At 56.4% G+C, this 12,495-nt stretch carries 9 protein-coding genes; all 9 read left to right on the forward strand.

Features of this window, described 5'->3' with window-relative positions:
- The first annotated feature begins 171 nt into the window (after nt 1-171).
- On the forward strand, nt 172-2,088 hold the full coding sequence (locus Q674_RS23450; protein ID WP_014421935.1) for a putative nucleotidyltransferase substrate binding domain-containing protein: 1,917 nt from the start codon (nt 172-174) through the stop codon (nt 2,086-2,088).
- A 15-nt stretch (nt 2,089-2,103) separates the two neighbouring features.
- Nucleotides 2,104-2,811 carry a PolC-type DNA polymerase III gene (locus Q674_RS23455; protein ID WP_011784418.1) on the forward strand — a complete coding sequence of 236 codons (708 nt, stop codon included), beginning with the start codon at nt 2,104-2,106 and terminating at the stop codon, nt 2,809-2,811.
- Nucleotides 2,812-3,021: 210 nt separating this feature from the next.
- Nucleotides 3,022-3,285, forward strand: coding sequence for a DUF4212 domain-containing protein (locus Q674_RS23460; protein WP_011784417.1), 264 nt, complete (start codon nt 3,022-3,024; stop codon nt 3,283-3,285).
- A gap of 6 nt (nt 3,286-3,291) precedes the next feature.
- On the forward strand, nt 3,292-5,058 hold the full coding sequence (locus Q674_RS23465; RefSeq protein WP_022991676.1) for a sodium:solute symporter family protein: 1,767 nt from the start codon (nt 3,292-3,294) through the stop codon (nt 5,056-5,058).
- A gap of 97 nt (nt 5,059-5,155) precedes the next feature.
- Nucleotides 5,156-5,662: a hypothetical protein gene (locus tag Q674_RS23470; protein WP_023007911.1), complete on the forward strand. Its 507-nt coding sequence runs from the start codon at nt 5,156-5,158 to the stop codon at nt 5,660-5,662.
- Between the two features lie 27 nt (nt 5,663-5,689).
- On the forward strand, nt 5,690-9,208 hold the full coding sequence (locus tag Q674_RS23475) for a PAS domain-containing hybrid sensor histidine kinase/response regulator (protein ID WP_023007912.1): 3,519 nt from the start codon (nt 5,690-5,692) through the stop codon (nt 9,206-9,208).
- Complete coding sequence (locus Q674_RS23480) at nt 9,205-10,845, forward strand: tetratricopeptide repeat-containing response regulator (RefSeq protein WP_023007913.1); 1,641 nt, start codon at nt 9,205-9,207, stop codon at nt 10,843-10,845. The genes Q674_RS23475 and Q674_RS23480 overlap by 4 nt, the downstream gene beginning before the upstream one ends.
- Entirely contained in the window at nt 10,842-11,522 is a 681-nt protein-coding gene (locus Q674_RS23485; protein ID WP_023007914.1) for a sensor histidine kinase, read from the forward strand. Before Q674_RS23480 ends, Q674_RS23485 begins: the two co-directional genes overlap by 4 nt.
- A 148-nt stretch (nt 11,523-11,670) precedes the next feature.
- Nucleotides 11,671-12,423, forward strand: a complete 753-nt coding sequence (locus Q674_RS23490; protein WP_014421941.1) for a response regulator — start codon at nt 11,671-11,673, stop codon at nt 12,421-12,423.
- Nucleotides 12,424-12,495 lie beyond the last annotated feature (72 nt).

The following is a 12,495-nucleotide window of genomic DNA, read 5'->3' on the forward strand; positions in this document are numbered from 1 at the left end:
GATTCCGGTTTGACGAGTATCAGAACTCTATCACCGCACCGGTCTACCATAAAGAAAAGCTCTGCGACGAAAATCGTAGAGCCCCTCCGGGTTCCGCTGAACTACACTGCAAGCGGAGAATAATAATGACGGAGCTCCCCGTACCTGGCTCCCAAGCTTACGGATCACGATATGGCCGCAGCAAATCAGGACACTACCCGCCCTCAGAACACCCGAGCGATTATGTCATTCCTGAGGGAACATGCCCCGTTCTCCAGCATGGACGACACCCATCTGGCCCATTTTGCTGAGCATGCGACCCTGAGGTTTTACGCCGATGGCGACGAAGTGCTCTCGCCCGACGATGGAGTGGTCAAGCGGTTTTATGTGGTCAAGCAGGGACGTATCCGGGGTGAGCGCCACAATGAAAAAGAAGACCGGGCAGAAACCACCTTTGAAATCAGCCAGGGTGAGTGCTTTCCGCTTGCGGCACTGATTGGCGAGCGCCCGACCCGAACGCTACACAGGGCTTCCGGCGATACCTTCTGCCTCAGTATTGAACAGAACGCCTTCATCACCCTGTTTTCCGAAAGCGAATCCTTTCGCGATTTCTGTCTGCGGGGCGTGAGCAGCCTGCTGGACCAGGTCAATCAGCGCATCCAGTCCAAGGCCATGGCTTCCATTGGCTCCAGCAACAGCCTCGACACCCCCCTGGAGCGCTACGCGCTGCGCAACCCGATTGTCTGCTCGCCGGATCTGCCGGTTCGCAAGGCCGTAGCCCGGATGCACGAGAATAATGTGGGCAGTATCATCATCACCGATGACAATCGCCATCCCACCGGCATCTTCACGCTGCGCGACCTGCGCACCATGATCGCTGAGGAAAAGGGCCCCCTCGACACGCCCATTCGTCAGGTGATGACAGGCAATCCCTGTCGCCTGCCCGCCACAGCGGACGCCTTTGAGGCGGCAATGCTGATGGCGGAACACCACTTTGCCCATCTGTGTGTGGTCGACGAAGAGGACCGCCTGATTGGCGTGGTATCCGAGCGGGATCTGTTTTCTCTTCAGCGGGTAGACCTGGTGAACCTGGCTCGAACCATTGGCACTGCCACCCACTTGCGCACCCTGGTCAGCCTTCGCTCCGATGTCTCAAGGCTGGTCGACGCCATGCTGGCCCACGGCGCGGATTCGGGCCAGGTGGTGAAGATCATTACCACCCTGAACGATGTCACCGTGCGCAGGGTACTCGAACTTAACCTCAAGAAAAACGACCCTGGCATTCCGTTTACCTGGCTTACCTTTGGCAGTGAAGGCCGCCAGGAGCAAACCCTGCTGACCGACCAGGACAACGGCATTTTGTTCGAGACACCAGAGGGCATGACCGAAGACCAGGTGCGTGAGAAACTGCTGCCCTTTGCCCGCAAGGTCAACGACGAACTGGCGGAGTGCGGGTTCACCCTGTGCAAAGGCAACATTATGGCCAGCAACCCCAAACTCTGCCTGAGTGACCGGGAATGGGACGACTGGTTTATCCGCTTTATTGATGCCTCAACCCCCCAGAACCTGGTCTACTCGTCGATATTCCTGGATATGAGAGCGGTCTTCGGCCCCACTGAGCCACTCCATCGTCTGCTGGAGAAGGTGCTCCAACGCATCCGCAAGAACGCCCTGTTCCAGAAAATGCTCGCTGGCAACGCGCTGCAGAGAAAACCGCCCCTGACCATGTTCCGGAACTTCCGCTATCTGAACGACGAGAAGAAACACTCGCTGGATCTGAAACGTCAGGGCCTGGCGCCATTTGTGGAATCCGTAAGGGTGTTCGCACTGGCCCATGGGGTGGAAGCCGCCAATACCCTGGAGCGCATTGACGCCCTGGCCAGAAAAGACATCTTTGACGCCAAGGACGCCAACGCCTGGAAGGAAGCCTACAGCCTGATTCAGGCCATCCGTATGCGTGCTCATCAGGAGATGCTCGACCGGGGCGAGGAGCTGACCAATTACATCGATCCAGACGACCTGAATCCTCTGGACCGGCGCATACTTCGCGAGTCTTTCCGCCAGGCCCAGCGGCTCCAGCAGAAACTCGAAGTTACGTATCAACTATAGGTCTGCGCACAGAACATGCTGGAATACATCAAACAGTGGCTGGCCAGAAGACGCGGCGGAACAGTCGGCGATCACGATGCCGCCAATCTGCCCAGCCCGAAAACGGTTGGCGACCAGCCCTTGTCCCGGAGCCGGCTGATTGTTCTTGACCTTGAGACCACCGGCCTGAACGCGTCCAAAGATGAAGTGATTGCCATCGGAGCGGTTGCCATCGAAGGTGGTGTCATCCACCTCAATGACCAGTTTGACCTGATACTGCGTCGCCCTGAACTGGACATTCGGGAAACCGTGCTGATCCATGGCATCGGCCCAGAAGCCCTGACTCAGGGCTACGAAACCCAGGATGCACTGCTCTACCTTCTGGAATGGATGAACGGCGACCCGATACTTGCCTACCACTCCGCCTTCGACCAGAAGTTCCTCGAAAAGACGCTGAAAAGCCAGTTGGGCTACACCCTGCCCCACGTCTGGATGGATGTTGCCGAGCTGATGCCGGCGTTCTTCCCGAAAGCAACGATCAAAGGGCGCGGCCTGGACGACTGGGCGGATGTATTTGGCCTGGAAATCAGTGAACGCCATCACGCCGCAGCCGACGCGCTGGTTACCGCAGAACTGGCACTGATAGCCCTCAATAAAGCCCGGAAAAACGACGTCAAAACTCTCAAAGAACTCAGTGAAAAGCTGCATTATCAACGCCGTTTACAGCATATGCACCGCTATTAGCGGAACAGGATCTACTGGCGATGTCCTTGACCAAATACAAGGCAAGTTACTGAGAGTTAGACCATTTGCCAATATCCATAAATCCATTGACCGGTAAAGTCGGAGGAGACAACAAGTCGGAGAAGTACTACATGAATAATAAATTCTCTATCCGCAACACCTCACCAAAAAAACACCCAATCTCCACAACAACAATACAGGAGTGATTGTATGTCAGGTCATAGCTACGACGCTGAAAACTACTGGAAGGCGAATCTACGCCTGATATTCGGGAGCCTGATTATCTGGGCCCTGGTATCTTACGGCTTCGCTATTCTGTTACGCCCGATGCTGGCGGGAATCCCCGTAGGCGGCACCGATCTGGGCTTCTGGTTTGCCCAGCAAGGCTCCATCCTTACCTTCATTGTTCTGATCTTTCACTATGCATGGCGCATGAACAAGATCGACGAAAAATTCGGCGTGCATGAGGAGTAAGGACAAATGAGCCAATTTGCAATCAACATTATGTTCGTAGGGGGCTCGTTCCTCCTCTACATCGCCATCGCTGTCTGGGCCAAGGCCGGCAGTACCAGCGATTTCTACGTTGCGGGCGGTGGTGTGCATCCTATCACCAACGGCGCCGCAATCGGTGCTGACTGGATGTCTGCCGCTTCGTTTATCTCCATGGCTGGTCTGATCGCGGCCGGTGGCTATGCCAACTCCACGTTCCTTATGGGCTGGACCGGTGGCTACGTCCTGTTGGCCATGCTGCTGGCTCCTTACCTGAGGAAGTTCGGTAAGTTTACGGTTCCTGAGTTCATCGGGGATCGATACTACAGCGCAAACGCGCGACTGGTAGCCGTTATCTGTCTGATCGTTGCCTCGGTAACCTACGTTATCGGCCAGATGGCTGGCGCTGGTGTGGCCTTCTCCCGCTTCCTGGAAGTGGATGCCACCACCGGTCTGATCATCGCAGCGGTTGTTGTATTCGTCTATGCGGTACTCGGTGGCATGAAAGGCATTACCTACACTCAGGTAGCCCAGTACTGTGTACTGATTGTCGCTTACACGATTCCCGCCGTGTTCATTTCCATTCAACTGACAGGCAACCCGATTCCGGGCCTGGGCATGTTCTCTACCCATACCGACTCTGGCTTGCCGCTGCTTGAGAAGCTGAACCAGGTCATCACTGATCTCGGTTTCAACGAGTATACCGCTGATGTGGACAACAAACTGAACATGGTTCTGTTCACACTGTCCCTGATGATCGGTACTGCCGGTCTGCCACACGTTATCATTCGTTTCTTCACTGTGCCCAAGGTGGCTGACGCGCGCTGGTCTGGCGGCTGGGCTCTGGTCTTCATTGCCCTGCTGTACCTGACGGCTCCTGCTGTCGCTTCCATGGCTCGCCTGAACCTGATGACCACTATCTACCCGGACGGAACCCAGGCCGCTCCCATCGAATATGATGAGCGCCCGAACTGGGTCAAGGAATGGGAAGTAACGGGTCTGATTCAGTTTACCGACAAAAACGAAGACGGCCGTATCCAGCTTTACAACGACGTACCTGCGTTTGAAGCTGAAGCCCAGGCCCGCGGCTGGAACGGCAACGAACTGGTGGTTAACCGTGACATCCTGGTACTGGCCAACCCCGAAATCGCCAACCTGCCAGGCTGGGTCATTGGCCTGATCGCAGCCGGTGGTCTTGCAGCCGCGCTGTCGACAGCCGCCGGCCTGCTGCTGGCGATTTCCTCGGCGGTGAGTCACGACCTTATCAAGGGACGATTCAACCCCAGTATCAGTGATAAGGGCGAACTGATGGCTGCCCGGATATCCATGGCCGTTGCCATTGTGGTCGCCACCTATCTCGGTGCAAACCCGCCAGGGTTCGCGGCTCAGGTGGTTGCCCTTGCCTTCGGTATTGCGGCTGCCTCGCTGTTCCCGGCACTGATGATGGGTATCTTCTCCAAACGCGTAAACAACGTGGGTGCGACTCTGGGCATGCTGTCCGGCCTGATCTTCACTCTGGTGTACATCTTCGTGTACAAAGGCTGGTTCTTCATCCCGGGCACCAACAATCTGGCAGACACTCCCGAGAACTGGGTGCTGGGTATTTCCCCGCTGTCTATCGGTGCCATTGGTGCGATCGTCAACTTTGCGGTAGCCTTCGCAGTATCCAAGGTGACTGCAGAGCCGCCCGTTGAAATTCAGGAACTGGTTGAAAGCGTCCGCTACCCGCGTGGTGCCGGTACTGCCCAGGATCACTGAAGCGAAAGACAATCTGATTCATCGCACCTGATGACAGGTTGAAACCGAACGGGCTTCCTCAGTGAGGGAGCCCGTTCTTTTTTGAGGAAACCGTTGTATGTTCTGGACTTTTGTAGCCACCGTTTTTTGCGGTCTTGGTGCCGCTGGCATTGCCATGGGTATTCGCGCGGCCACCGCCAAAAAAGCCCCGAAGTGGCTGATTCCGGTCTTTGCCGGTGCGGGCATGCTGGGTTATCTGATCTATGGAGAATACACCTGGTATGACCACAAACGAGCCATGCTGCCGGAAGAAGCTGTGGTTGTGGCCACCGAACAGGAGAGAATTTTCTTTCGCCCCTGGACCTTTATGTTTCCCTACGTGACCTCATTCTCTGCGGTCGACAAGGAAAGTATCAGCCGTGATACCGGTGATCAGAACATTGTTCGCTTCACCCTTTATCGTTTCGAGCAGACGGTCACCGATGCGGTTTCGCACCGGATTCATCTCATTCACTGTGGCAGCCGGGAGCTGGTACCACTGGGTTCCGACGGGGCGCCGAGAGTAGATAACATGAAGTTGCTGGAGAGTGACGATCCACTCTATACCATCATTTGCAGAAGCTGAGACCACAGGAGCGGATAACAAGACCCCATGATTAGCGCCTGGCTGCTTGTCCTTATATCGATCACTTACATTTCACTGCTGTTCCTGATCGCCTGGGCAGGTGACCGGCACCCGGGGCTCTACAAGCGCCGTCTGGCCAGAACCCATATTTACGGTTTGTCCCTGGCCGTCTATTTCACGTCATGGACCTTCTATGGCGCAGTTGGTCGGGCCACCCAGGAAGGTCTGGCGTTTCTCCCCATCTACTTGGGCCCGTTACTGGTATTCATTTTCTTTGCGCCGCTGCTCCGGCGCATCATCTACATCAGTAAACGCAACAACAGCACCTCCATTGCCGACTTTATTGCCTCGCGTTACGGCAAATCCCAGGTGCTGGCGGCCATGGTGGCCATCTTTGCCCTGATCGGCAGCGTTCCCTACATTGCCCTTCAGCTCAAAGCCATTGCCCTGGGGTTTAATGTCCTTTCGGGCACTGGTGACAGTTATCAGGAGTTGAGTACTGCGGCCTGGAACGACTCTGCCTGGTACATCACCCTGGCTCTGGCGGTCTTTACCGTGCTGTTCGGAACCCGGCACCTGGAGTCCACAGAACATCATCGGGGCATGATCCAGGCCGTTGCCTTTGAATCACTGATCAAGCTCATCGCCTTTGTGGCGGTGGGGCTGTTTGTTGGCTACGGGCTGTACGATGGCTTCGGGGACCTGTTTACCCGAGTCCGCGAAGCTGACCTGATGGGCACGCTTACCACAGAGTCGCTGGAAGCCCCTGCGTTCCTCACACAGACGCTGGTTGCCATGCTGGCCATCATCTGCCTGCCACGGCAATTTCACGTGATGGTGGTGGAGAACACCGATCACCGGGATTTTGAGGTCGCTCGCTGGGCGATGCCGATCTATCTGATCATCGCCAGCGCATTCGTCATTCCCATTGCCGCAGCCGGACTGTTGAGCACTCACCTGGCGGGCAGCGATCCGGACATCGTCATCCTGCAACTGCCGATCATGGCAGGGGAACACTGGCTTGCCGTACTGGCGTTTCTGGGCGGTGGATCAGCGGCGGCCGCCATGGTGATTGTCTGTTCCGTCGCCATAGCCACCATGGTGAGTAATGAAATCATCATGCCAGGCCTGCTCAAGTTCTTCCGACCAGGCATGAACCGACGAACTGATCTCAGCTTCCTGCTGCTGACGATCCGGCGGGTTGCCATCTTTGTAGTACTGCTGACCGCCTACGGCTTCTACCGCATGGCTGGCGAAGACTACAGCCTGACGGCGTTTGGCTTACTGTCCTTTGCCGCAGCGGCCCAGTTTGGTCCCGCGCTCGTAGGCGGTATTCTCTGGCGCCAGGGTAACTTCACCGGAGCTGCCTGGGGCCTTGGGCTGGGCTTCCTGATGTGGTGTTACACCTTGCTGTTGCCCGCGCTGGTGTCCACCGGGTGGGTTGCGGATACCCTGATTGAGCACGGCCTGTTTGGCTGGAACTGGACCCGACCAACGGCCCTGTTCGGTTCCGACCTGGATCAGATTAGCCATGGCATTCTTTGGAGTCTGGGGGTAAACACCGGGGCCTATATTCTGCTCTCCCTGATTACCCGGCAACGTATTCGGGAGAAGATTCAGATTGCCGCGTTCTTCCACGATGCGCAGCCCAAAGCCGAGAATGCCCAGCACCAGAGCTGGCAGGGTGAGATTCTTACCTCCGACCTGCAGGCCCTGACCGACCGGTTCATGGGGGAAGAACGTTCCGAAAGCATTTTCATGAACTACGAACGACGTAATGCCATCCGGCTCTATCCTCAGCGGCCAGCTTCCACCCACCTGATGAAGTACATAGAGCGCCAGCTGGCATCGGTGATTGGAGCCTCCACCGCCCGCGTGGTTCTGGAGTCGACCCTGACTGGCCGCGATATGCAGATTGAGGACGTGGTCAGCATTGTCGATGAAGCCTCCCAGGCCATGACCTTCAGCCGAGAGTTACTGCAGTCTGCCATCGAGAACATCAGCCTGGGCGTGTCCGTGGTCAACCATCAGCAGCAACTTGTCGTCTGGAACCATCGTTATCTTGAACTGTTCAACTATCCCAAGGGGTTTGTGCGGGTTGGCCGGCCGGTTGAAGACCTGATGCGCTACAACCTCACCAACGCCAACCTGTCTGCCCGGCGAATTGACGACATCGTCGAGAACCGCTGCAACAGCATGCGCGAAGGCAAACCCATGTCTTACGAGCGTCAGCGGCCCGATGGCACGGTGGTCCGGGTGGATGGCAGTCCGATTCCAGGCGGCGGCTATGTCACCACATTCCAGGACATTACCGCCATGCGCAGGACCGAGCAGGCCCTGAAGGAAACCAACATCTATCTGGAGCAAAGGGTCCGGGAGCGCACCCAGGAACTGCAGGTGATCAATGAGCAGATGCTCAAGGCCAAGTCGGTAGCCGAGCAGGCGAACCAGAGTAAAACCCGCTTCCTTGCCTCTGCAAGCCACGACCTGCTGCAACCCCTGAACGCAGCAAGACTCTTTACCTCCGCGTTGTCCGGCAAAGTGAACGAGGGCGAAACCCGGGATCTGGTAGACCACATCGACAGCTCGCTGGGCGCGGCTGAGGAGATCATCAGTACACTGCTGGACATTTCAAAGCTTGATGCCGGGGCACTTGAGCCGGATATCGGCGTGTTTCCAGTCAACGAGCTGCTCAGGCATCTGGCCACCGAGTTTTCAGCCATCGCCAAGGATCAGGGGCTGGAACTGCATGTAGTCCCCAGTACCGCCTGGGTCCGTTCCGATGCGAAACTTCTGCGTCGTGTGGTACAGAACTTCCTTTCCAATGCCATCCGCTACACCGCAAGCGGCAAGATTCTGATGGGCTGCCGACGCCTGAAAGGCTATCTGCGCATTGAAGTCTGGGACACCGGACCGGGTATGTCAGATGACCAGCTTAATCACATCTTTGAGGAGTTTCGCCGATTCCAGCATGGTCGCGACAAGAAGGGGCTGGGGCTTGGCCTGGCCATTGTTGATCGTATCAGCGGCATGCTTAACCACCCCGTCACCGTGCACTCCATCCAGGGCAAAGGCAGCGTATTCGGGATCACGGTTCCGGTCGCCCCGGCCGATCAAAGCCGGCTGGATTCGCAGAAAAGCGGCAGCAGTTCAAGACGGGTATCCAATCTCGGGGGCCTTCACGTTCTGTGCATCGACAATGACGCAGCCATTCTGCAAGGCATGGTCGCGTTGCTGGGCAACTGGCAGTGTGATGTCACTGCCGCCGAAAGCCTGGACGATGCGCTGGACAAACTGGACGGACGCAGGCCCGATATTATACTTGCTGATTATCAGCTGGATGATAACCGCAATGGACTGGATGCCATGGACAGCATAAGGGAACATCTGGGAAGCGACATTCCCGGCATCCTCATTACCGGCTATATGGCGCCGGAGGTACGTGACGACGCAGGCAACCGGAGCTACCAGGTACTGTACAAGCCAGTGAAGCCTGCAGCCCTGCGAGCGCTCGTAAACAAACTACTTAAACAGAAGCGGCCATGAATCCATCCGACCGGAAAGACGCAGTAAATCCGTTTGGCAAGCTTACTTTTCTTGTTGTCGACGATTTCGAGAACTTTCGGCTATCCATGCGGCAGATGCTCCGCAGTTGTGGTGCCGACAAGATTGAACTGGTTGCTCACGCCACGCCCGCCATCCAGTACTGTACCTACAATCACGTCGATGTCGTGCTGTGCGATTACAACCTGGGGGAAGGCAAAAACGGCCAGCACGTACTGGAAGAGCTGAGGCACAAGAAACTCCTCAAACGCTCATCGCTGTTCCTGATGGTAACCGCGGAAACCTCCAAGGAAATGGTCATGGGGGCACGGGAATATCAGCCTGACGGCTATCTGACAAAGCCCATTAACCGTGCCATGCTGGAGCAACGTCTGGGCAGCCTGATCAAACAGCGCAACGCCCTGCTCCCCATCACCCGGGAGATCGACCGGGAAAACTACCCGGAAGCCATCAGTCTTTGCCTGCAAACGCTGCCCAAACAGCCGCGCTACAAAACCTGGCTGATGAAGACACTCGGAGAACTCTACTTCATGGTCGGCGACCTGGCCCATGCCCAGAAAGTCTACGATGATGTTCTGAATCAGCGGGAGCTGTCCTGGGCCCGGCTAGGCCGGTGCAAGGTGTTGCTGGCCAACCGGAACTTTGATCAGGCCGTCGACGGCCTCAAGGCTCTGATTGAAAAACACCCTGACTATATGGAAGCCTACGACCTGCTGGCCGAAGGCCTTCAGAAACAGGGACGATCGGCCCAGGCCCAACAGGTTCTTGAGAAAGCGGCTGAACATTCCCCCAACGCTCTGCTCCGCCAGAAGCATCTCGCTGAACTGGCCGGCGCAAACCAGGATATTGACACCGCCTCCCAGGCGTGGCGACAGACGGTGTCTCTGGGCACCTATTCCATACACGACAATGCAGAGCATTACCTGTCGCTCGCCCAGAGCCTGTCCGATCTGAGCGAGGGCGACCTGGACGAAGAAGGCGCGGCGCGCTCGTCAGAAGCCCTCTCTGTGCTTACGAAAATGGAGAAACGCTTCGACAACGATGAAACCATCGGGCTCAAAAGCCGGATCGTGCAGTGCCGTCTCCATGCCGGCCAGGGCCGCCACCGGGAGGCCGAGAAGATTCTTACCGCGGTCAGCTCGGAGCTCGAAAGCCTGGAGGAACTCCCGGCCGATATGGGGCTGGATTTCGCAAAAACCCTGTTCCGGATGGGCCGGGAAGATCAGGCCAAAAGAATCCTCGGCGATCTGGCCTCACGATTTGATAACGACCCGGACACCTTGCAGAAAATTGAAAACCTTCTGGACGAGCCCGTTGGCTTCCGTCAGAAACTGGAAGCACGCAGCATGAACCGGGATGGCATCAAAGCGTTTGAGGCAGGCGATCTTGACGCTGCCGTGGAAGCCTTCAACAAAGCCCTGGCGATCGTTCCGGACCATGCCGCCCTGAACCTGAACCTGGTTCAGGTGTTGATGAAGCAATATGACCAAAGCCCGGAGCCTTCGTTACTGGCTGCCTGCCAACAGCGCCTGGACCGTCTGAGCAAGCTGCCGGAGCAGCATCGTCAACACCGTCGATACCTGGCCCTCACCCGAAAACTGAAAGGACTGACCGCATGACCGACCCAAACATCGACTTTTCGATGGTGCTGGCCTCTGCTGTGCACGACATGAAGAATTCTCTCGGCATGTTACTGAACAGCCTCGACGAACTTCGTGGTGAACATGAGCAATCCCTTGCTGGCTCCGACAAATTCAACATGCTCCAGTACGAAGCCGAGCGTATGCATAACGATCTGGTTCAGTTACTGGGTATCTATCGCCTGGGAGAAAACAATCTCTCTGCCCACATTGACGAGCATTTTGTGCCGGATTTCCTGGAGGAGCACCTCGCCAGGCATATCCCTTTGTTGCAGGGACTCGGCCTCAAATATTCAATTGCCGCAGATGACATCACTGGTTTTTTCGACGAGGACCTGTTGACCGGTGTACTCAACAACACCATCAACAACGCCATCCGTTATACCAAAAGCCAGATACGGCTTATTGCGCGCGAAGAAGACGGTTATCTGGTGCTGGGGGTTGAAGATGATGGCCAGGGCTACCCGGAAAGCATGCAACATACTGGTACCCTGAGTTTCAAGTCGCTGGACTTCAATACCGGCAGTACCAGCCTGGGTCTGTTCTTCGCCTCGTCTGTGGCCGCACTGCATAGCGAAGGCGAGCGAACCGGCTCCATCAAACTGCACAACGGCGGCAGCCTGGGTGGGGGTGTATTCGAAATCTGGCTGCCCTGACGCAAAAATGAAATGGGAGTCTCAAAAACGGAACCCGGGCCCGCCTACCCACTGCATATTTTCTGAGCTGCACTTATAGTGCCCGAGTCTTTCGGACTGATTCATCACGGCGTAACAACGTCTGTCACTTCCAGGGAGGAGCTCTCTCATGCCGCGAGGGCACGCACTGATCATCGAAGACTCGTCAACGGCCCGTATTCTGTTGTCCCGGCTGCTTGAACGGGCGGATATCTCTACCAAAGGGGTTGCCACTGCAGAGCAGGCCTTTCCCCTGCTTCAGCAGGAACATTTCGACCTTATCTTCCTTGATCATCTCCTCCCGGGTATGAATGGCTTTCAGGCACTGGAGAGACTCAAGCAGCAGCCGGAGACGCGGGACATCCCGGTATTCATGTATACCTCCCAGAACGCAGAGCGTTACCTACAGGAAGCCAGAGCCCTCGGTGCTGCCGGCGTCATTCGCAAGCAGGTTGACCGGGACCAGCTGATGCGAACTCTGGATATCATTCTGTCTAACGTGCCTGATCAGGAACAAAGTGAAGCCATCCGCCTGGCCGTTGAGGAAGGAGGACATCACGGGTTGGAAGCAACGGAACAGAACTCCCGGGGCATGACCGGGCGCCTGTCCACGCTGGAAATTGCCTATGAAGAGCTGGAGGAAGAAATCCGTGAGTTGCGCGCTGCCTTTACCGAATGTCAGCTACAACAGGTTCAGAAGTTAGACCAGCAACAACGGCAAATGCGCTGGCTCGGCGGCTTATCCATTGCGGGTTTGGTGGCACTGGTTTGGCTTGTCACATGGCAGGGAGGGGTTCTGGACGAGTATATTGCGCGCACCGATGAACAATTCAGTTTGCTGCACAGCATTGTTGGCGGCGTTATTGAATTAATCGGTCGCTAGTGACCATAAAGGCAGAAATAAAAAACCCCCGGCAGCGAAGCTGTCGGGGGTTTTTAGGCATTAGGCGCCTGA

Source organism: Marinobacter sp. EVN1, from assembly GCF_000475375.1.
Classification (GTDB): Bacteria; Pseudomonadota; Gammaproteobacteria; order Pseudomonadales; family Oleiphilaceae; genus Marinobacter; species Marinobacter nauticus.

What these genes read in the sequence shown, in the direction of transcription:
- Q674_RS23475 (WP_023007912.1), top strand. Translation starts at nt 5,690, where the DNA reads ATGATTAGCGCCTGGCTGCTTGTCCTTATATCGATCACTTACATTTCA.
- Q674_RS23490 (WP_014421941.1), top strand. Translation starts at nt 11,671, where the DNA reads ATGCCGCGAGGGCACGCACTGATCATCGAAGACTCGTCAACGGCCCGT.
- Q674_RS23470 (WP_023007911.1), top strand. Translation starts at nt 5,156, where the DNA reads ATGTTCTGGACTTTTGTAGCCACCGTTTTTTGCGGTCTTGGTGCCGCT.
- Q674_RS23450 (WP_014421935.1), top strand. Translation starts at nt 172, where the DNA reads ATGGCCGCAGCAAATCAGGACACTACCCGCCCTCAGAACACCCGAGCG.
- Q674_RS23465 (WP_022991676.1), top strand. Translation starts at nt 3,292, where the DNA reads ATGAGCCAATTTGCAATCAACATTATGTTCGTAGGGGGCTCGTTCCTC.
- Q674_RS23455 (WP_011784418.1), top strand. Translation starts at nt 2,104, where the DNA reads ATGCTGGAATACATCAAACAGTGGCTGGCCAGAAGACGCGGCGGAACA.
- Q674_RS23485 (WP_023007914.1), top strand. Translation starts at nt 10,842, where the DNA reads ATGACCGACCCAAACATCGACTTTTCGATGGTGCTGGCCTCTGCTGTG.
- Q674_RS23480 (WP_023007913.1), top strand. Translation starts at nt 9,205, where the DNA reads ATGAATCCATCCGACCGGAAAGACGCAGTAAATCCGTTTGGCAAGCTT.
- Q674_RS23460 (WP_011784417.1), top strand. Translation starts at nt 3,022, where the DNA reads ATGTCAGGTCATAGCTACGACGCTGAAAACTACTGGAAGGCGAATCTA.